Below are 21,907 nucleotides of genomic sequence, written 5' to 3' on the forward strand. Positions count from 1 at the left end.
ATACCTCAATTCCTACCGTGGTGCAATGAAACCATTCAAAAGATTTTCTAAAGAAAAAAGAAACAAATTTTATCTTTTTGTTTCTAATAATTTAAGATATTCATTTTCATGAATAATTTTTAAATCCTGTCCTTGTTTCATTAACTGTAATGCTTTTTTCACTTTTTTATTTTCTTTACCAAAACGAACTTTATGATAACCTTCTTTACCAATCACTAAATAATTTGTTTGTGTACTCACCTGATGTGATGGTAAGCCACTCATTTGTTTGGTTTTTTCTTCTAAGATTTCTTTTGGCATCGAAAGCTTTCCAGTAAAACAAACAGATTGATGATACAATAAAGAATCAGTTCGTTCATTCATTTCTAATAATTGAGGAGCAACTTCTGCAGAAATAATATTACGATAATAGTTTTCTTTCATTTCCCCAAATTCTAAACGAAATTTTTGATGTAAAGCGGTTATTGTGGAACAATCTTCATGCTTTAACATTTCAATTAAAATCTGCGCACATGCTTTAGCATCATCTAAAGCTTGATGAGCTTGAAAATTAAAACCAATCATTAATGATAACTCTTTAACATTATATTTATGTAAATGAGGATAAACCAAATGAGCTAAAACATTGGTACATGACATATAAAGATGAGGATAAGGAATACGATTTTGTTTAAAAGCCGCTCTTAAATTCATCATATCACCTTGAATATCATGTGAAACAACAATTGATTCTTCAAAATAATGATGAATTTCCTGCCAAACTTCACTAAATGTTTTTTCTTTATAAAGTGATTTTGGTTTAATTTGATGAACTTTATAGCGATAAGCATCATAACTTAAATTTTTAGGTTTAATAAGTGAATAATAAGTGGAAGTAATTTCTCCATCAATGAGTTCAACAATCCCAATTGCACAAATACTTGCAGGATCTTGATTTAAAACCTCAATATCAAAAACTGTTATTCTTTCTTTCATTGAATCCCCACTGCCTTCTTAGCTAATCCATCAGCCATTTCATTATAGAAATCACCACTATGTGCTAATACTTTGATAAAAACAATATCAATATGTTGACGTGCTTCTTCAATAAACTTTTGATAAGCAATTGTTCCTTCTTTATTAGCTTTCCACATCTTATTTGCCCACTTTTCAATTCCTTCATAATCATAGTAAATACAAATCATTGGATAGTGATGTTCAATTGCATAATCAATAGCACATCTTGCCCCAGCAATCTCACCAGCTACATTACGCATAGAAACATAAGCCAAGTGATGACCTTTACCATTATATTTTGCTATAACATTTTGTCCTTCCAATAAAACACAGCCATATCCATATTCTTTGGTTTTGATATTATAGCTACCATCTACATAAGCAATTAACCCATCAGCTGATGAAACAACTGGTGATTCATCTAAAAAAGTTAAAGCTTCTTCTTTTGATGCAAATGATTTATAAATAGCTCCTTTAAATCCTTTGACTTGTGCTTCACATTCCTTCCAGGAAGAAAATATTCCCGTTTGTCTCCCTTGTTTTACGGCATAAAATTTACTCATCTTTAAAACCTCCATTGACCATTATAATAAGAAATCGGTCATTTGGCTAGTATAAATACAATTATATTGTGATGATTTTGAATTATTGATATAATAATGTGGAAAGGAAGTTACATTATGAAAATAGAAAATAGATTTTTAAAATATATAAGTTTTAATACCCAATCTGATTATTATTCCACAACAACACCTTCAACTGCTTGTCAAAAAGAACTCGCTGAATTTTTAGTTGAAGAAATGCGTATTTTAGGGTTGGTCAATGTACATATGAGTGAATATGGGGTTGTTTATGGTACAATTCCATCTAATAATGATCATCAAGGAGATGTGATTGGTTTTATTGCCCATATGGATACATCACCTGATGCCAGTGGGGAAAACATTCATCCTCAAGTCATCAGAGATTATGATGGTAAACGGATCACTTTACATGATGATTTTATCTTAGATCCTCAAGAATTTACGGATTTACAAAAAGTCATTGGTCATGATCTTATTACAACTGATGGGACAACATTATTAGGTGCTGATGATAAAGCTGGTATTGCGATTATCATGAGTATGGCTGAATATATGTTCAAACATCCTGAATTTAAACATAATGATATTCAAATTGCTTTTACCCCAGATGAAGAAGTTGGACGAGGAACAGAACATTTTGATATTGAAACATTTCACGCCGATTATGCTTATACAATTGATGGTGGAGATATCAATGAATTTTATTTTGAAAACTTTAATGCTTATCAAGTGCTTGTAGAAATTACTGGTAAATCTATTCATCCTGGTAGTGCTAAAAACAAAATGATTAATTCTTTAGAAGTTGCTCAAACTTTTAATCAACTTTTACCAATTCAACAAAGACCTGAATTTACTGAAGGTTATGAAGGATTTCATCATTTGAATCATATGCAGGGAACTTGTGAAAAAACACGTTTAGAATATATTGTCAGAAATCATGATTATTTAAAATTAAAAAATCAAATTAATGATTTTAAACGTATTCAAGCTTATTTAAATAGTCTTTATGGTTATGAACTGGTTGATGTAACCATTCATGAACAATATTTAAATATGAAAGATGTCTTAAAAGATTATCCTGAAATTGTTGAACAAGTAGAAATAGCTATGCAAGATGTTGGTCTCCATCCAACAATAGTGCCAATTCGTGGAGGAACAGATGGTGCTCGACTTTCTTATCAAGGATTACCTTGTCCTAATCTTGGAACGGGTGGTTTCTATTGTCATGGTCCATATGAATTTGTTTCAATTACGATGATGAAAAAAGGTGTAGAGTTATTATTAAGATTAATTAGAAATAATGTTTACGAAAAACAAGATATTCCTTTCTAACAAAGAGATGGTGACATCTCTTTTTCTATGTTTTTTATTCATATTATGATAAAATAAGACAAAGAGGTGAACTGTATGCGATGTTTGTTTATTGTTAATCCAAGTTCAGGAACAAAGACAATTCAAAAGAGACTTGATAAAATTATTGGTCAAATGGTTCTTCAACAAATTGTTAATCATGTTGATGTGTTCTATACCCAAAAGAAAAATGATGCTTATCAGCAATGTCTTACTTTAAATCCTAGTGATTATGATTTTATTGTTAGTGTTGGTGGCGATGGAACGGTTAATGAAATCATTAGTGGAATGATTGAAAAAAATTTAGAAATACCGCTTGCGATATTGCCAGGAGGAACGGTTAATGACTTTGCTAATCATCTATCTTTGCCAAGTACATCACGTCAATTTATTCAAATGCTCAAAGACTTCCATACAATGAAAGTAGATGTTGGTAAAGTGAATAATGGATATTTTGCGAATGTGATTGCTGGGGGAATGTTTAGCGATATTAGCTTTCAAGTTTCTAAAACTGATAAAGAAAGATTTGGTCCATTAGCTTATTATGTCAATGGAATAAGACAGCTCCCGACTCAACTTCATACTTCATTACATTTAAAAGTGAAAACTGAAAATGAAGAATTTGAGGAAGATGCTCGTTTATTCATGATTACAAACACATCCCAAGTTGGTGGTTTTAAAGATATAACACCACATGCTTCGATTCAAGATGGACAACTAGATTTATTGATTATAAAAAAATGTTCTGCTACAGATATGATATCTCTATTTAAAGATTATAAATTAAATGCGCATGAAAAAAGTCCATTCATTCGCTATATTCAAGCTAAAGAAATGACGATTGAATGTGATAAGGATATTATTTATGATGTTGATGGAGAAGAAGGAACAACTTTTCCTATCCATGTCACAGTGGCAAAGCATGCCTTAAATATTATTATTCCGCATTATTAAAAGCTGCAACGATTTTAAATCGTTACAGCTTTTTTATTGATGATCAATTTTACAAACAAGATTTTTGGCTTATATCTCATTTCCTATGATATGTTTTCTTCCAATCTTGATTCCCTTCTTTTCATTTTTAAACAAAAAAAAGACAGAATCATTTCTGTCTCACATATTTTATTGATAAGGATTTTTAGGAATAATAATTGCTCCTACAAGATAAGCTAATAATCCAGAACCCCAACCAAAGATTAATACCACTGCAATTAATCTCACAATCGTTGGATCAATATCAAAATATTCAGCAATACCTCCACAAACACCACAAATCATAACATCTCGTCTAGATCTATATAATCTTTTACTATTCATTATCTATTCCTCCATTTCTATTTCAACATTGCCAAAACCAACATCAACTTTTATTTCTTTTTGATGAGTTGAATGCATTGACTCTCTATCAGCAATTCCTGAAAAACGCTGACTGCCTATTTTCGCATTTCCTAAACCAACATCAACATCATAATGGTAATCTTCTTCTTTACCATTTAATACTATTTTAGCATTTCCCATGCCAACGTCAACTTTTAATTTCTCATGAATTGAAAGATTATCAATATATGTCTGTCCCATTCCTGTATCAGTTTTTAAATCTTGAGCATTAAGACCATGAACTCTTAAATTTCCAGCTGCTGTTGCAAGTTTAATTGAATCAGCACTTAAATTAATAACTTTAACATTACCAGCATTTGTTTCAACCTTAGCATAATCAAATTGGTGATGCGCAGGAACATAAACATCAATAATAGATTTATCTCGACTTCCCCAATCAAACCAATAATGTGGCTGTTTAATAACCAGGCGATTCTGATCTTGATAAACTTCAAATCCACTATAAATTTGTTTTGCATCAACAACAACATGATTTAAATCATGACTTTCATGAAATTCTATTTGCGCTTTATATAATTCTACTTTTAATTCATTCACAGATTCATTTGATTCAAAATGTCTATCTCCAATTTCTTTAGAATGCCATTGCCAATGGAAAAAACTTAATCCAGTCATTTCATTCATCTCATTAATTCCATTTAAACTCATTCCACCAATAATAAAACAAATCCCTAAACCCAAACAAATCAAAACCTTATATATTGTTTTCATATTAGACACCCCTTGGGTGGAATATTTTTCCAAGCCCATCTGCAATCGCATTGATTATTGTAGGAATACAATCCTTAAAAAACCATGCTGCAACTTTCCCAAAAATACTTCCTAATGCCATTAAAACAAATCCAATACCAATACATATAAAACCCGCTCCTGGTAAAACAAAGATATTTGCAATTCCTACCACAATCATAACAACGGATGCAATATAGAAAATAAAGGTAATAATCCAAAATCCAAAAATCAAACAAAAGAATAAAGTAATAATCGAAAAACCAACACCAAATAATCCCCCAAAAATACCACCAATCACATGAAAAATAGAAAATGAAAATGGTACACATGCAAGCAAAGCTAAAACAATTAAAATCAAACGATCTCTTGAATCCATTTCATTCCATCGATTATGCATTTGACTCTCCTGCTTTTTCTCTTTCTTTGATTTTTTCGCTTTCTTATCATCAACATCAATCACTTCATAATTTTGCGTATATTGATCATTAGAAAATCCTTCATTACCAGCATAAATATGTTCATCAAAATGACCTTTTAAACCATCCTTGATAATCGCTGCAACACGTGCTGGACTATCTAATTCTTCAATCACTTGACTTTCATTCATACTTCCTGCTTCATCAAAATAGTTTTCATAAAACGCTAAAGCTTCTTCGCGTTCTTCATCACTAATATCCTGCAGTAAAAACTCCAATTCCTTCATAAATTCTTTTCTAGTCATTTTGATATCCCCCATCAAATAATTTATTAATCTTCAATGTATATTCATACCATTCACGTTTATACATATTCAATTGAACAATACCCGTATTCGTTATCTTATAATAACGACGATTTCTACCTTGAAACTCTTTATCATAACTCTCTAAACATCCATCTTTTAATAATCGTCTTAAAACTGGATAGAGCGTTGATTCACTGACACTTATAACAGCTTGAACATCCTGAGTAATTTTATAACCATATGTTCCCTCTTTATCTCTTGAGACAACTGATAACACAATTGCATCCAATAATGCTGCCCCTGTATTAAATATCATTCAATCACCTTCTTTTCATATAATACTATACGTCATATAATATTGTATGTCAACATATAAATAAAAAAACTTCATGAGAAGTTTTTTCGATGATCTATATAATGTGCAATTGCATAATAACAAGGCACAGTTAAAAAGATAATCCAAGCTGGATGCCACAAATACTGGGTAAAGCCATACCAAAGAAAAATCATTAAAGCCAAAACAGGATAAGCAAAATGTGATAACTTTCTTTTACGAATAGCACTTGCTAGTGAACTAAATAGAGGAATTATAAATAATATAATCCATGTGGGATGCCATTGTCCGGTCATAACGACATAAATTAAATATCCTAAAAAGACAATTGTTCCAAAAGGAAACTCATAACGATGTTCATATTTAAAATCATCCCAATCTTTCTTTTCACGTTTTTTTCCATTAATATAAACACCATCTTCATCAATATCAACTTTATCTCCACCCTTTTCATGAACATGAATACCTTTCCATGAAACATGAACTTCATCACCAGTATTTTCTTTAACATGTATTCCATCCATTCCAATATGCACATATTTTTCTGGTTGTTCATCCTCTTGAGATTCCGGCTTTTCTTCTTTTGTTGTTGGTTCATGCAACAACAATTCATCTAATGATATATCATAAAGTTTAGCTAATTCTATAAGATTATCTGTATCAGGTGATGCCTCAGCTCTTTCCCATTTACTCACAGCTTGTCGACTAATTCCTAATTCCTGTGCTAATGCTTCTTGTGATAAACCTTTTTCTTTTCTTAATTGTAATAATTTATTGGCAATTTCTATATTCATTTTATGTTCCTCCTACAAACTTATTATATGAAACTATTGCATGTTTTTACTATATATTTTAGGTTGAAACATGGAAACTATTGGTTGCATTCTTTAAAAACAGACATTTTTATCATTCTTTTTTTGTTATTTCCTAGGAAATAACAAAATTATAAAAAGAAAAAGGGATTTTCTCCCTTATCTTTGTTTTGCCATTTTTGCAAGTGCTAAAGCACCACAAACACCAGCATTATCTCCTAAACCAGGATAAACAACATAGTCTTTAATTTTATCAGTTGTAATTTCTTCTTTTTGAATATATCCATTTAATCTTTCTTGAAGATATTTATGAATCATAGGGAATAGTTGTTTTTGATGCATAACACCTCCACCTAAGATAATTTTCTTTGGTGAAATTGTTAAAATATAAATAGCTAATGCTTGAGCAATATACCAAGCTTCTAAATCCCATGCTGGATGATCTTCAGCTAATTCACTACCTTTAACTCCCCATCTTGCTTCAATTGCAGGACCTGCAGCTAAACCTTCAAAGCAAGTTCCATGATATTGACATTTACCAGCATAATGGTCATCTTCTCTTGTGATTAACATCATATGTCCCATTTCTGGATGAAGCAATCCATGTACAAGATTTCCTTCTACAATTGCTCCTCCACCAATACCAGTTCCAATTGTTAAATATAATGCACTATCTAAACCTTGAGCTGCTCCAAAATATGCTTCACCTAAAGCTGCCCCATTAACATCAGTATCAAATCCAATTGGTAAATCTGGATAATGTTCTTGAATAGCACCAACAATATTATAATTAGTCCATCCTTGTTTTGGTGTTGTTGTAATATAACCATATGTAGGACTATTTAAATCTGGATCAATTGGTCCAAAACATCCTAATCCTAAAGCTTCAATATCCTTACCATCAAAGAATTTAAAAATATTAGCGACTGTTTCATCAGGTGTTGTTGTTGGAAAAGCATCTCTTTCAATAATATTTCCATTTTCATCCCCAATCGCTACAACAAATTTAGTTCCTCCTGCTTCAATAGCTCCTAATCTCATTTCCTCTTTCTCCTCCTTTATTATCTTGACTCCTATTTTATCATGTCTATCTATAAATAAAAAGTCCTTTTCAAAAAATAATAATATACATAGAAATAGAAATTGATTTATTATTAAAACTCTTTCTCCATCATTTTCTTCATATGAGCTGAATGAACAATATGAAAAATAAATTCTTTAATATCAGTTTGTGATTGATATTGTGGTAGTTGTTCAAACACATTCATTTCATCATCAAATCTCTCCATTGTTTCTAAATATTCTTCTAATAATGATTCATCTAATTGTTGAAGTGTCAAATATTCTAAATGACTTGGATCTAACCTATGCTGTTTCATTGCATAACAAAGACGACGTTCACATTGACAACAGCCACTACCACTTAAACCACAATATTCACTTAAAAATTGACGCATCTTCTTACGTGAGCGTGATAAAATCTGACGATAATTTTGAGCACTGATATCTAGGATTTCACTAGCTAATTGACTGTTTATTTTAAACATTGTTCCTAAAATAAAGACACATCGACTCATTGGATCTAAACATTGTAACATAACATTTGTACATGAAAGTTTCAATTCTTTAGCTAAAACTTCTTTATTGAGACCAATAAGTTCTTCTGGGGAATCAATATATCCCGCCTGAATATCATTAGCATAAAACTCAAAGTTAAGTGGATGCTTAGCAAACATTGATTTTTTATAATCAATTAAATAATGACTTGCAAGACGATATACCCAAGTATGAAAATGTGATTGATTTTGAAAAGTTGATAATTTCATCATAATCTTCATTAAAATATCTTGGGTCGCATCCTGAGCATCACTTATATTCCCTAACATACGCAAAGAAAGATTAAAAACAAAATCATTAACCTCCATTAACACCTTCTCTAAAGCTATCTTATCCCCTTCTACTGCTTGTTTAATAAAAATATCTAGTTCTTCTTTTCTCATTTATTTTTCCTCCTATTTATTAGACTCTCTTTTATCCATTTTGTGACAACAAAAAGAGGATAATTTAACAATTCGTCCTTAAAATTTAATAGAAAGCTTTTGAGATGTTTTCTTTTCTTCTAATAAACTATTTAAATATTGCTGATGAAATTTCATTTTTTTATTATCTGAATTCATCAATAAACGATATCCTTTCATTGCTTTTAGTTCATCAATATGTTCACTGATATTCCCAGTAAAATAATAACGATTGGCTTTCACAAGTAAATCTAAAATATCTTTTGATTCGACTTCTTCTTCAAAACGATTTCTTGAAACTTGATCAAAATAATCATCAGAAGATACAGATATCTTTAATGACTCAGTATGATATTGCATTGATGCTTGATCTATTTCAACAATTCCATATTGAAGTGGTGTATCTAATAAAGATGATGAAGCAATATCATAAAGTCCATTTATTTCTTTAATATTTTGACAATGAATATGTCCACTCAAAACAAAAGGAACATGATATTGACTAAAGAGTTCAACCAAATGCTCAGAATCTTTAACTGTATAACCATTATTTAATAAAGAATTATGATTCACTAAATTATGATGCATTGCAATAATTGGTATCTGATTTGCCTCATTTATATCTTTTAATTGTTCTTCTATCCAAGCATATGTTTCTTTTGTGATTTGACCTCCAGTATCTAACTTTGTTCCTGTCGTTAACTCATGTGAATTTGAATCAACCATCAATAATGAATATTGCTTATTTAAATCCAAACGATAACTTAATGACTTCTCATGTTTTGTTATTGCTTGATCATACCCTAACTTCGCATATATTTCACTAAATTCCTTCGCAGTAGTTGCCTCTACTTTAAGATAATCATCTTTTCCATACCCCTTAGTAAATATATTATCAACATCATGATTACCAGGTATAACTGCAACTGTAATCCCAGCATCTTTGATTTTCATTAATTTATCTGCTAAACCTTGATGACTTCCCTTTTCCCCATTAAAAGATAAATCACCAGTTAACAAAACAATATCTGGTTTTTCTTTTTTTACCACATCAATAAATTCATCAATAATCTCATCCGCATATGTAACCATTTTCCCATCTTCATATAATAAAGATTCTTCAAACCATGAACACTCCTGATAATAATCTTTTAAAAAATAATGTATATCACTCGCAACAATCATTTTTACCTTATTATTTTTTGTTATTGTTTTATGCACACAACCACATAATAAAACCGCACTCATTAAAATATACGTTAACTTCTTCATTTTCATCACCTGTTATTATTCTATCATATCTTCTTTTTATTTACTAATCATTCACATATAATCATTTGATATAAGAAAAAACATGAACCGTAGTCCATGTTTATTTTGTATGATCAATAATAACTTTAATATTCTTATTAACATTAGTAGCATCTTCAAATGCTTCAGATATTTTTGATAATGGATAAGTTGCAGTAATTATTGGAGATAAATCTATTCCACTATCAAGCATACGAATAACTTCTTGATTTGCTTGTGATGTATATCCACAAGATCCTTTTATACTTACAGATTTAAATGCTAATTCAGAAGTAGAAATAGGAACTTGTCCATTACCTAAAGCAATACAAATAAGTTGAGAACCCATTTTGGCATTATCTAAATAATCTCTAATTGAACCAGTATATCCAGCACAATCAAATACAAGATCAGCATCATTCATATCCATTCCCATACCAGCAGTTAAATTACCCCATAAATCCAAGACAAACTGATTTGTTTTGGTTTTTGTAATATCACAAGGAATACCACCTAATTTTTTGACTGTTTCCAATCTTAAAGGAACACTATCAGCCACAATAACATCCTCAATACCTAAATGTTTTAAAGCCACTAAACATCCAAGTCCAATAGTTCCCGCTCCATATATGATTGCTTTTTGCCCTTTTTGAGGTTGAGCTAACATAACTCCATTCATAGAAACACTAAGTGGCTCTACTAATACTGCAAAATCCAAACTCACATGATCAGGAATTTTAAATAAATTAACATTCCACTGTGGATTTTCCACTAAAACATATTCTGAAAAAGCTCCTGCCATATCAGCACTCATAGTTGGCGTATACCCTTCTGGTATACTTCTAAAAGTAACTGGATTAACAAATACTCTTTGTCCAACTTCAAAACCATCAACACCACTACCAATACTATCAATAATTCCACACATTTCATGTCCAAACTGATTCCCTGGTAAAATTCCCACACTTTCTCCTTCAAGAGTATAAGCATGTAAATCCGTTCCACAAATCCCCGCTCTCATATTTTTGATAAGAATAGAGTCTTGTTTTAAGATTGGCTTATCAAATTCTGATAACTCTACATTTTTAATACCATTATATTGACCTCCACGCATATGAAATACCTCACTTTCTACATCCAATGATACATAATGACAAAGATTATTTCAATTGACACTTATTTATATTTATTTAGTTATCTAACAAAGTGTATAATAAAATTGGAGGTGTTATTATGAATAAAAATGATTTAAGATATCTAAAAACTGAAAAAAACATTATCAATTCATTTTTAGAATGTGTTGATGACTTAGGATTTGAAAAAACTCGTATTAGTGATATATGTCATAAAGCCATGATTAGTCGAAATACTTTCTATGCTCATTACGAGGATAAATATGCCCTTTTAAATGATATCATTTCACAATTAGAAAAAGAAATGATGGAAAGCTATCAAGATAAAATTATGATTGATATTATGCATAATGATGCCAAACAAGCTGTAACTTGGTGTTTTCATGAAGTAAATGAAAATCGTTATTTAATACAAATTTTATTAAAATGTTCAAAAGATAAAATGAAAACTGTTCTCTATAATGTATTTATGAATCATCCTATTGATATATTGATGAAGGACTATCATTGTAACTTAGATAATATCAAGATTAAACTTAATCAAACATATATTGCTGATGCATGGATAGGTTATTTAGAAGTTTGGTTAAATCATTATGATGAAATTTCTATGAATGACGCTATAGATTTTATGGTAAAACTTTGTGAACATCCTATTCAAATTTATTTTCAACAACTTGTTCATAGTATTTAAAAAACATGAACTTCATTTGAAGCTCATGTTATTTTTTAAATTCTTGATAATCTTGTGTATGTAATAGTTGATTAGCATTTTCAATACGTTCTTTCGTAGGTGGATTAATACCTTCTAATTGATATGGAATTTTTAATTCTTGCCATTTAAAAATTCCAAGTGTATGATAAGGCAATACTTCTACTCTTTCTACATTCTTTAATGTTTTAATGAATTGATCTAACTCTTTTAAATCTTCATCAAAATCACTTCTTTCAGGAACCAAAACATGTCTAATCCATACTGGTTTATTAATATCAGATAAATATCTAGCCATATCCAAAATATTATCATTATCTTTACTTGTTAATTGAATATGTCTTTCTTTATTGATTTCTTTAATATCAACCAATAATAAATCAGTATATTGCATTAATTCTTCAAACTTAGAAAAGAAAGGTTCTTCTCTTGTAAAACATCCACCACTTGTATCTATACAAGTATGAATCCCTTCTTTTTTTGCAAGTTTAAATAATTCTAATAAAAAGTCAATCTGTAATAATGGTTCTCCACCACTTATTGTCAATCCACCCTTTTTTCCCCAATAATTGCGATACTTCATCGCTTGGTCAAGAGCTTGTTGTGCAGTCATTTCTTGATATGTCTTTGAACCCCAAGTATCAGGATTATGACAGAATTGACATCTTAAAGGACAACCATGTAAAAAATAAATATATCTTACTCCAGGTCCATCAACTGAACCAAAGCTTTCAATAGAATGAATTCTACCAATAACGTTTTCCACTTTCTTCCTCCTCTTATAAAAACAGCCTCTTGGAAAGAGGCCGTTTCTTTTTTATAAAGTTCTATTGATTACATATGATCATGACAAGTTCTAGCGATAACATCTAATTGTTGTTCTCTAGTTAAGTCAATGAATTTAACTGCATATCCAGATACACGGATTGTGAAGTTTGCATATTCTTCTTTTTCTGGATGTTCCATAGCATCAATTAATTTTTCTCTACCAAATACGTTTACGTTTAAGTGATGAGCCCCTTGTTCAAAATATCCATCTAATACTTGAACTAAGTTGTTAATTCTTTCATCTTCATCATGTCCTAAAGCATCAGGATTGATAGTTTGAGTATTAGAAATACCATCTAATGCCCATTCATATGGTAATTTAGCAACAGAGTTTAATGAAGCTAATAAACCATTTTGTTCTGCACCATAAGATGGGTTAGCACCTGGTGATAATGGTTCACCTGCTTTACGTCCATCAGGTAATGAACCAGTAGCTTTACCATAAACAACGTTAGAAGTAATTGTTAAGATAGAAGTTGTAGGTTCAGAATTTCTATAAGTATGATGTTTCTTAATCTTAGCTAAGAATTCACCTAATAACCAAACTGCGATTTCATCAGCACGGTCATCATCGTTACCATAACGAGGGAAATCTCCTTCAGTTTCATAATCAACAACGATACCATTTTCATCTCTAATAGTTTTAACTTTAGCATATTTAATTGCACTTAATGAGTCAACAACATGAGAGAAACCAGCAATACCAGTTGCAAATGTACGTCTTACATCAGTATCAATTAAAGCCATTTCAGCTGCTTCATAATAATATTTATCATGCATGTATTGGATTAAGTTTAATGTATTAACATATAAGTCTGCTAACCATTCCATCATTTGATCATATCTTTCCATTACAACATCATAATCTAAATATTCATCTGTAATTGGACGATATTTTGGAGCAACTTGTTCTTTAGTTTTTTCATCGATACCACCGTTAATAGCGTAAGTTAAACATTTAGCTAAGTTAGCACGAGCACCGAAGAATTGCATTTCTTTACCAGTTTGAGTTGCAGATACACAACAGCAAATTGAATAGTCATCTCCCCATACAGGTCTCATAACATCATCATTTTCATATTGAACTGAGCTTGTATTGATTGAGATTTTTGCAGTATATTTTTTGAAGTTTTCAGGTAATGCTTCAGTATATAATACAGTTAAGTTTGGTTCTGGAGCAGGTCCCATATTTTCTAATGTGTGTAAGAAACGGAAACAGTTCTTAGTAACCATTGAACGTCCATCAGTACCAAGACCAGCTACTTCAAGTGTTGCCCATACTGGGTCACCAGAGAATAATTGGTTGTATGAAGGAATACGTGCAAATTTAACCATTCTACATTTCATAACGAAATGGTCAACTAATTCTTGAGCTTCTTCTTCAGTTAAGATTCCAGCTTCTAAATCTCTTTCGATATAAATATCTAAGAATGTAGAAACACGTCCTACTGACATAGCAGCACCATTTTGTGTTTTAATTGCAGCTAAATATCCAAAATATAACCATTGGAATGCTTCACGAGCATCTTTAGCTGGTTCAGAAATGTCATAACCATAAATAGCAGCCATTTCTTTCATTTCTTTTAAAGCTTTTACTTGTTCAGCTAATTCTTCACGTCTACGGATGATATCTTCAGTCATTGATCCACTTCCACAATGAGCGAAATCATCTAATTTTTCTTGAATTAAGAAATCAATACCATATAATGCAACACGACGATAATCTCCAACGATACGTCCACGTCCATAAGTATCTGGTAAACCAGTAATTACTTTGTTATGACGAGCTTTTTTGATTTCTGGAGTATAAACATCAAATACACCTTGGTTATGTGTTTTGTGATATTTTGTGAAGATTTCATGTAATTTTTCACTTGGTTCATATCCATAAGTTTGGCAAGCTTGTTCAGCCATTTTAATACCACCATATGGCATGAATGCTCTTTTTAATGGTTTGTCAGTTTGTAAACCAACAACTTTTTCTAAATCTTTTAAAGATTCATCAATATATCCTGGTCCATATGCAGTTAATCCAGAAACAATTTCAGTTTCCATATCAAGAACTCCACCTTTAGCACGTTCTGCTTTTTGTAGTTCTTGTAATTTTCCCCATAATTTATTAGTTGCTTCTGTAGGTCCAGCTAAGAAAGATTCATCTCCATCGTAAGGTTTATAGTTTTGTTGAATAAAGTCACGAGTGTTAACTTCTTCTTTCCAAAGTCTACCTTTGAAACCTTTCCATTGTTCTTTTTCTAACATGTTTCTTGTTTCCTCCTTGAATTAAATTCCTCACCCATTATAGCACTCTTGCTACCTATGCACAATGAAAAAAATCACTTTTTTTGATGTTTTTTCAAGGCTTATGAGCTTTTTTTATCCTATAATGACTATCATCTCGATGACAATTACACTATACCAAATATCTTTCCTTTCGTCCACCGATTTGCACTCTCAATAAAAGAATTATTTTAATAATGATAAAACTTTTCAGAAGAAAACTTAAATACATCTCTTTCTTATATATCTATTGAATTATCCTATTTATTTTAATCCAAATTAATCTCTACAAAAACTAAAACTCTTTATAAACACATTTTAAATATTTCTTCTATATCTGACTGTTGTAATGGCTTAAATCCTTCTAACACTCCTCCTCCACATGACTTCTTAGCCATAATTTCAAAATCAGTTTCTTTAATACTTATTTTCGTAAAATTATTATCTAATCCTAAAGTATTAAATAAGAAATCAGATAACTTATGAATTGCTTGTTTTGCAATTTCCATATCATCTAATTTTGAATCTATATTAAATACATTCATTCCAAATTGCACATACTTAGATACTGTTGTTTCATCTAAACAATATTTTAACCATCTTGGAGTCAAAATCGCTAATCCCAATCCATGGGTAATATCATAAAGAGCAGATAATTCATGTTCCATTGGATGACAACTCCATGCTAATTGTTTTCCACCATTGATAAAGCCATTGATAGCCCATGATGATGTCCACATTAAATTGGCACGTGCCTCATAATTATCTGGTTCTTTCATAGCAATAGGTGCATATTTAATGATTGTCTTCATCATACCTTCCATAAACGTATCTAACATATATAAATCTTGATCCATATTGAAGTAAACTTCTATAATATGGCTCATCATATCCGCAGCCCCACAAGCCGTTTGATATTGACTCACTGTATAAGTATATGTCGGATCTAGAAAAGATACTTTTGGCAATAAAGGGTCTGCTCCTAATCCAATTTTATCCTTTGTTTCAGGATTACTAATGACACCACCATTATCCATTTCTGATCCAGTAGCTGCTAGAGTTAAAACAGTTAAAATAGGTAATGCTTTTTTTACAGAGACTTTCTTGCTTAAAAAATCCCAAGGATCAAAATCTACACAAGCTCCTGCAGCTATCCATTTTGTAGCATCAATCGTTGATCCACCGCCAACAGCAAGTAAAACATCTATATTTTTATCTTTACATAACTGCGCCCCTTCTCTTACTGAATTAATTCTGGGATTTGGTTCAATCCCAGATAATTCATAAACTTCAAGGCCTGCCTTTTCTATTTCTTCAATGACTTTATCATAAAGTCCTATTTTTTTAATAGTACCACCACCATATGTGAGTAAAACTCGTTTTCCATATTTGGATAACTCCTCACCAAGGTGAATTAATTGATTTTCTCCAAAATAAACCTTAACTGGGATGTTATACACAAAACTATTCATTTTCTTTTTCCTCCTATTCATACCATCCAAATAAACTTTGATTCTTATCTAATAATTCAATTTCTTTCATTTCATTATCTGAAAGTCTAAAGTTTAAGATATCTAAATTTTCTTTCATTCTTTCTATATGTATTGATTTAGGAATAATAATTATGCCTTTTTGATTTAAAAATTTTAAGGCTACTTGAGCTATTGATTTGTGGTGTACCTGTGCTATTCTTTCTAAAGTTGTATTATGAAATATATTGTTCTTTCCACAGGCTAAAGGTGACCAAGCCTCTAATAGAATACTATATTGTTCCATTTCTTTCTGTAATTCTTTTCTTTGATGGAAAATATGTGCTTCAACTTGATTGATCATTGGTATAACAGTACATTTTTGTATAATTTTATTAAAATTATCCCCAAAGAAATTAGAAACTCCAATAGCCTTTAACTTTCCTTGTTTATAATAATCTTCCATTGCACGATATGTCTCATTTATATTGCCTGATGGCCAATGAAACAACAATAAATCAATATAATCTGTCTGTAATTTTTCTAATGCTTCATCAATAGATTGACATGCTTTCTGATAGCTATATGCACCAGCTATCTTTGTCGTTAAGAATATTTTATTTCTTGGTATACCGCTTTTTAAAATAGCACTTCCAACTTCTCTTTCATTTCCATAGTCTCTGGCAGTATCAATATGCCGATATCCAATCATCAAAGCATTTAAAACACATTGCTCAGTTTCTTTCTCTGGAATCTGATAGACACCAAAACCTACTGATGGTATTTTTGTTCCATTATTTAATCGTATCAATTCCATTGTTCAATCATTCCTTTCTTATAAATTGAAATAACTATGCAATAAATATTACGACCATTGTATAAACAAATAATGTGACAATCATGAAGATAGACACAAATGCACTGGTAAATGAGGCATCATCTTCATCTTTATATAATGGAGCAATCACCGGCATTAACCCAAATCCAGTTGGACACATAAAATAAATAATAGGTGCCATCATAAATGTCTTATCTGCCATCTGCTCAGGAAACAATACGAAGAATCCTGCAATCACTAGAGCATAGTACACGATTTTAATAGTCATAAGTTTTAATATTGGAACGAATGTTTTCTTATCCACATTTAAATCATATCCTAAAATAAATAGAATAAGCGAAACAATTGGTGTTGTTGCCTGAGTCAATGTTCCAGTGATCATTGGACCAAACTGTGAAACCATTAACATATTGTATATTCCCGTTAAGTTTAAAAATAACCCAATAATAACTGCAATAACAAATGAGTTTGTAAAAATACTTTTTACCATGTCTTTTACCGATGAACCCGTAGAGGCTTCTTTCGCAATAAAAACTGGAAAAACAATAAATGCTATAATTGTCCCTGCAATATCAAATAATACTGTATTGCTAGATGTTCCTACAATGGATAAATATAGTGGCAAAGCGACATTTCCACCTTCTACAACAGTCAATAGATAAGGTGAAAAATGAGCATATTTTTTATTCACTTTACTAGCAAATAATTTCCCTACAATAAGTGCAACAAGATAGACTACAAATACATAACCAATAATCTTGATATGTGACATCTCAATTGTTGCTGTACACATCAAATTAAGAACTAAAATTGGAAATAATATTTTAAAGATAATAGCATTAGCGCCTGCCTTTTGCTCGGGTGTAATCCACCCCTTTATACGTGATACAAATCCTAGTGCCAGCATGAAGAATACTGGAAATAATGTTGTTAAAGCTGCCATAATAACGTTCCTTTCGATTTTATTTTCATTATTCATTTACTTTTTCAAAATAATAGTTGAGCCATCTGTTATAAATTTTAATTCATCCCAAGAAGCATCGACAATGGTAATTGATCCCAAAAATCATTAGCTGTTTTGTTATCATATAGATTAAGTGTAAAAGTATGTTCATCAACTGATTCTTTTATTTTCCGATTTGTCAGTTGCCGAAGGGATGCGTTAACTTTGATTTGAGAAGCGACTTCAATATTAAAATCATCTGTCACAAAGTCATTTTGATTATTTATCTTTTCCTGTGATTTATTTTGTTTACTCTCCTGGAAATTTACTGTATTCTTTCTATTTGCTGTTTGGCATCCAGTTAGTAAAATATATAATATTATAGTCCTCAATATCATCAATTTATTAATCAACTTTTATTCCTCCCTATTCAATATTATATATATAATCCATTATATTACAAATACTTATATTTTATATATATTCATAACTTTTATTTATATATTGAACTCTAAAATAAGAATGTTTAATCTTTTTTTAAATTAAATAAGCCTATTCTATCAAGCTCTCTTGTCAAGTAATCTAAACAGTATAGTTTATCTTGTCCATCGTGAATACGTGATAATAACTCTATTCTTTGTCTCAAGAGTATTTCTTACTTTTTTCATAGTAGCCAGAGTTCAGACTATTTCTAAACTCGCTTATTATATGCAAATCCATTCCTGCATCTTTTAAAGCAGATATTAACCTATCCTCATCAAACTCTTTTCCATCCAATTTCATCACCTCTTTAAACATGTTTTCATTTCATCTTCTATTATCTTCTAAATTTCTAATTTTACAAATACTTATAACTCATACGTTATTATGCTTTTTATTTATGGTATAATAAATAAAAACAAAGTGAGGTTTTAAATATGGAAATTCGTATCTTAAAATATTTTCTTGCTGTAGCGCAAGAAGAAAGTATTACCAAAGCCGCTGAAATACTACATACAACACAACCAAATCTATCTAGGCAATTAAACATGCTTGAAGAAGAAATTGGAAAGAAATTATTTATAAGAGGGAGTCGTAAAATCACATTGACAGAGGAAGGAATGTTTCTTAGAAAACGTGCTAAAGAGATTATCGACTTGACAGAGCGTACTGAATTTGAATTAAATTCATATGGAGAAATCACAACTGGAGATATCTATATTGGTGCACCTGAAACTTATATCATGCATTTTATTGGAGAAGTCTTTAAAAAAATAAACGAAAGATATCCACAAATTAAATATCATATTTTTAGTGGAAGTACAATCGAGGTTTCTGAACAGCTTAATAAAGGGTTACTTGATTTTGCAATACTTATTGAACCTATTGATCTGCAAAAATATAATTATATAAAACTCCCCTATACTGATACCTGGGGTGTATTAATGAGAAAAGATAGCCCCTTAGCAAAATTAGAAGTTATTAGGCCTGAAGATATTAAAGATTATCCACTCTTTCTTGCTCAACAACAATCAGATGCTAATGTATTATCAGGATGGTTTAAAGATTATTATAAAAATCTTAATATTATTGGTTCATTTAATCTTATTACAACACCAGCAATGATTGTAGAAAGTGGTTTAGGGTATGTTTTTACTTTTGACAGATTGATTAATACAACTGGTGAAAGTCATCTCTGTTTCAAACCATTGAAGCCTAATTTTGAGACAGGATTTTATCTAGTATGGAAAAAATATCAAATATTTAATGGTGCTGCAGATTTATTTTTAAAAGAGTTACAAAATACACTATTTTAAGTAAAACTATTTTTAAACAAAAAAAGCAGAAATTCATTCTGCTTATAAACTATTCTTTAAATCTTGAGCTATCAGCGAAGACTGTTTTCCAAAAATCATTGAAAGATTTTCTTTTCCTTCAACAATTCCACTAGCTCCTAATTCTTTAATCTTATCAATATCAATTCCATTATGACTCTTTAATGTCACAGTCAATTTTGAAGGGGAACTATCAACATCCAAAATATTGTCTTTTCCACCTAATGCTTTTAAAAGTACATCAATATTAATAGTAGAAACAACCTCTTGACTTAAATCTTTATTTTTAATGAATCTAGTAAAACCAAAATAAAGAAGTAAGATAGCTAAAATAATTCCAATAATAATTAACACATATTGAAAATCCATATATTCACATCCTTTTTTGATTGAAGTATTTCTTTTTTATAGTATACTATAAGAAGATAAAAAAAGAAAGGAGCAACGATGTGGAAAAAATAAAAAATTTAATTAAACAACAACCTTTAATCTTTATTGTTTGTCTATTAGCAATCATTAGTTGCTTTGCGATATTGAATGCCGCTCCTTTGATTTCAAATAAAGTAGGAGATCCTGCTACGCTTTGGATAAAGCAAGGTGTTTTTTATATTGCCTCAGCGGTTTTAATCTTTATTATATATAAAATTGGAAATGAGCAAATCTATGATAAGATATGGCTGATATATGGAATATTACTTGCACTGCTTGTCATTCTTGCGATTGAACACTTTATCTATACACGTATTTGGCCTAATCATCATATTATTCCATTTACCCATACATCCGGTGGAGCAACTTCCTGGTTCAATTTTCCTGGTTTTAGTCTCCAGCCTTCTGAATTCATGAAAATTGCGATTGTTATTGCTTTAGCAAAAATAACAAAAGAATATAATGATTATTATTTGGTCCGTAATTTTGAAACAGAAATAAGATATATTTTAAAATGTATGGCAGTTGTATTACCACCAGCTTTACTGGTTTATTTACAAAATGATACTGGAGTTGTTTTAATTATATTAATTGGTGTTGTTTTTGTTTTATTTTCTAGTGGGTTAAGAGGACAATGGTTTACTGTTGGATTCATCCTAGTTGGTATTGTTATTGCTGTTGGTACTTATTTGTTTATTTATCAGCCTGATATTTTTGCTAAAATTATTAGTGGACATAAATTAGATCGTTTTTATGGTTGGGTTGATCCGGAGGGAACCTTTGGTAAAGAAGGTTATCAATTATTTAATTCATTATTATCTTATGGAACCGCTGGTTGGTTTGGACATGGCTTCCAAGCTGTGGTTAAAGTCTTTCCTGAAGCACAAACTGATTTTATTTTTGCTGTGATTTTAACTGATTATGGTTATCTTGGTGGATTTGTAACAATTTTAGCTATTGTTGCTTTTGATATTATTATTTTGAAAACTGGTTTTGAATCTACGAATGACCGTGATAAGTATATGACAATGGGAATTATTGGTATGTTATTGTTTCAACAGATTTGGAATATGGGAATGATTTTAGGGTTACTTCCAATTACGGGTATTACCCTTCCACTGATTTCATATGGTGGTTCTTCACTATTCTCATATATGATAGCAATTGGTATGTTCATTGATATGAACAGTCAAAACAATATCATTAAAAATCGTTCAATGCTTTAA

At 30.5% G+C, this 21,907-nt stretch carries 24 protein-coding genes; 5 read left to right on the plus strand and 19 right to left on the minus strand.

The genetic code is table 11. The features are described 5' to 3' along the window. Positions 1–69: 69 nt before the first annotated feature. Together EDD60_RS03710 and EDD60_RS03715 are read right to left on the minus strand one after the other, a co-directional pair. The gene (locus EDD60_RS03710) at positions 70–975 is read right to left on the minus strand and encodes an exonuclease domain-containing protein (RefSeq protein ID WP_066448916.1); all 906 of its coding nucleotides are present in this window, start codon (positions 973–975) and stop codon (positions 70–72) included. After that, a complete protein-coding gene (locus EDD60_RS03715) occupies positions 972–1,559 on the minus strand; it encodes a ribonuclease H1 domain-containing protein (protein ID WP_066448919.1) in 588 nt (195 codons plus the stop codon). Before EDD60_RS03715 ends, EDD60_RS03710 begins: the two co-directional genes overlap by 4 nt. A 117-nt stretch (positions 1,560–1,676) precedes the next feature. Between EDD60_RS03715 and pepT the strand changes: the two genes are divergently transcribed. Both pepT and EDD60_RS03725 read left to right on the plus strand, forming a co-directional pair. Further along, on the plus strand, positions 1,677–2,912 hold the full coding sequence (pepT, locus tag EDD60_RS03720) for a peptidase T (protein WP_132226219.1): 1,236 nt from the start codon (positions 1,677–1,679) through the stop codon (positions 2,910–2,912). A gap of 75 nt (positions 2,913–2,987) precedes the next feature. Further along, positions 2,988–3,884 (plus strand): diacylglycerol/lipid kinase family protein, encoded by an 897-nt coding sequence (locus EDD60_RS03725; protein WP_066448925.1) that lies wholly within the window; start codon positions 2,988–2,990, stop codon positions 3,882–3,884. 168 nt (positions 3,885–4,052) lie between these two features. Here EDD60_RS03725 and EDD60_RS03730 read toward each other — a convergent pair whose 3' ends face one another. The 9 genes from EDD60_RS03730 to EDD60_RS03770 form a co-directional block, all read right to left on the minus strand. Then, a complete protein-coding gene (locus tag EDD60_RS03730) occupies positions 4,053–4,247 on the minus strand; it encodes a PspC domain-containing protein (protein ID WP_066448927.1) in 195 nt (64 codons plus the stop codon). Positions 4,248–4,250: 3 nt separating this feature from the next. Continuing rightward, complete coding sequence (locus tag EDD60_RS03735) at positions 4,251–5,039, minus strand: DUF4097 family beta strand repeat-containing protein (RefSeq protein WP_066448929.1); 789 nt, start codon at positions 5,037–5,039, stop codon at positions 4,251–4,253. A 1-nt stretch (position 5,040) separates the two neighbouring features. Next, positions 5,041–5,781, minus strand: a complete 741-nt coding sequence (locus EDD60_RS03740) for a DUF1700 domain-containing protein (RefSeq protein ID WP_066448930.1) — start codon at positions 5,779–5,781, stop codon at positions 5,041–5,043. Further along, a complete protein-coding gene (locus tag EDD60_RS03745; protein ID WP_066448931.1) occupies positions 5,774–6,100 on the minus strand; it encodes a PadR family transcriptional regulator in 327 nt (108 codons plus the stop codon). The genes EDD60_RS03740 and EDD60_RS03745 overlap by 8 nt, the downstream gene beginning before the upstream one ends. Positions 6,101–6,171: 71 nt before the next feature. After that, positions 6,172–6,912: a helix-turn-helix domain-containing protein gene (locus EDD60_RS03750; protein WP_066448935.1), complete on the minus strand. Its 741-nt coding sequence runs from the start codon at positions 6,910–6,912 to the stop codon at positions 6,172–6,174. Positions 6,913–7,089: 177 nt separating this feature from the next. After that, positions 7,090–7,971, minus strand: a complete 882-nt coding sequence (locus tag EDD60_RS03755; protein WP_066448939.1) for an ROK family protein — start codon at positions 7,969–7,971, stop codon at positions 7,090–7,092. Positions 7,972–8,084: 113 nt separating this feature from the next. Further along, positions 8,085–8,930 carry an RNA polymerase sigma factor gene (locus EDD60_RS03760; RefSeq protein ID WP_066448942.1) on the minus strand — a complete coding sequence of 282 codons (846 nt, stop codon included), beginning with the start codon at positions 8,928–8,930 and terminating at the stop codon, positions 8,085–8,087. 78 nt (positions 8,931–9,008) lie between these two features. Further along, on the minus strand, positions 9,009–10,220 hold the full coding sequence (locus EDD60_RS03765; protein WP_066448944.1) for a metallophosphoesterase: 1,212 nt from the start codon (positions 10,218–10,220) through the stop codon (positions 9,009–9,011). A 100-nt stretch (positions 10,221–10,320) separates the two neighbouring features. Next, complete coding sequence (locus tag EDD60_RS03770; RefSeq protein ID WP_066448947.1) at positions 10,321–11,352, minus strand: zinc-dependent alcohol dehydrogenase; 1,032 nt, start codon at positions 11,350–11,352, stop codon at positions 10,321–10,323. Between the two features lie 119 nt (positions 11,353–11,471). Between EDD60_RS03770 and EDD60_RS03775 the strand changes: the two genes are divergently transcribed. Next, on the plus strand, positions 11,472–12,065 hold the full coding sequence (locus EDD60_RS03775; protein WP_066448950.1) for a TetR/AcrR family transcriptional regulator: 594 nt from the start codon (positions 11,472–11,474) through the stop codon (positions 12,063–12,065). A 28-nt stretch (positions 12,066–12,093) separates the two neighbouring features. Here EDD60_RS03775 and pflA read toward each other — a convergent pair whose 3' ends face one another. The 7 genes from pflA to EDD60_RS16555 all read right to left on the minus strand — a co-directional run bounded on the left by pflA (position 12,094) and on the right by EDD60_RS16555 (position 19,215). Beyond that, complete coding sequence (gene pflA / locus EDD60_RS03780) at positions 12,094–12,849, minus strand: pyruvate formate-lyase-activating protein (protein WP_066448953.1); 756 nt, start codon at positions 12,847–12,849, stop codon at positions 12,094–12,096. A gap of 68 nt (positions 12,850–12,917) precedes the next feature. Continuing rightward, on the minus strand, positions 12,918–15,170 hold the full coding sequence (pflB, locus tag EDD60_RS03785) for a formate C-acetyltransferase (RefSeq protein WP_066448956.1): 2,253 nt from the start codon (positions 15,168–15,170) through the stop codon (positions 12,918–12,920). Between the two features lie 323 nt (positions 15,171–15,493). Beyond that, positions 15,494–16,660, minus strand: a complete 1,167-nt coding sequence (locus EDD60_RS03790; protein WP_066448959.1) for an iron-containing alcohol dehydrogenase — start codon at positions 16,658–16,660, stop codon at positions 15,494–15,496. A 13-nt stretch (positions 16,661–16,673) separates the two neighbouring features. Continuing rightward, the gene (locus EDD60_RS03795; protein ID WP_066448962.1) at positions 16,674–17,474 is read right to left on the minus strand and encodes an aldo/keto reductase; all 801 of its coding nucleotides are present in this window, start codon (positions 17,472–17,474) and stop codon (positions 16,674–16,676) included. Between the two features lie 34 nt (positions 17,475–17,508). Continuing rightward, a complete protein-coding gene (locus tag EDD60_RS03800; protein ID WP_066448965.1) occupies positions 17,509–18,438 on the minus strand; it encodes an AEC family transporter in 930 nt (309 codons plus the stop codon). A 77-nt stretch (positions 18,439–18,515) separates the two neighbouring features. Then, entirely contained in the window at positions 18,516–18,851 is a 336-nt protein-coding gene (locus tag EDD60_RS03805) for a cyclophilin-like fold protein (RefSeq protein ID WP_066448968.1), read from the minus strand. A gap of 229 nt (positions 18,852–19,080) precedes the next feature. Then, positions 19,081–19,215 carry a hypothetical protein gene (locus EDD60_RS16555; RefSeq protein ID WP_257528957.1) on the minus strand — a complete coding sequence of 45 codons (135 nt, stop codon included), beginning with the start codon at positions 19,213–19,215 and terminating at the stop codon, positions 19,081–19,083. 140 nt (positions 19,216–19,355) lie between these two features. Between EDD60_RS16555 and EDD60_RS03815 the strand changes: the two genes are divergently transcribed. After that, positions 19,356–20,234 (plus strand): LysR family transcriptional regulator, encoded by an 879-nt coding sequence (locus tag EDD60_RS03815; RefSeq protein ID WP_066448970.1) that lies wholly within the window; start codon positions 19,356–19,358, stop codon positions 20,232–20,234. Between the two features lie 42 nt (positions 20,235–20,276). Here EDD60_RS03815 and EDD60_RS03820 read toward each other — a convergent pair whose 3' ends face one another. Next, a complete protein-coding gene (locus EDD60_RS03820; protein ID WP_066448972.1) occupies positions 20,277–20,621 on the minus strand; it encodes a PTS transporter subunit EIIB in 345 nt (114 codons plus the stop codon). Between the two features lie 80 nt (positions 20,622–20,701). Here EDD60_RS03820 and EDD60_RS03825 point away from each other — a divergent pair, with 80 nt between their 5' ends. Then, complete coding sequence (locus EDD60_RS03825; protein ID WP_066448974.1) at positions 20,702–21,907, plus strand: FtsW/RodA/SpoVE family cell cycle protein; 1,206 nt, start codon at positions 20,702–20,704, stop codon at positions 21,905–21,907.

The sequence above is a fragment of the Longibaculum muris genome (assembly GCF_004343035.1).
Lineage (GTDB): Bacteria > Bacillota_I > Bacilli_A > Erysipelotrichales > Coprobacillaceae > Longibaculum > Longibaculum muris.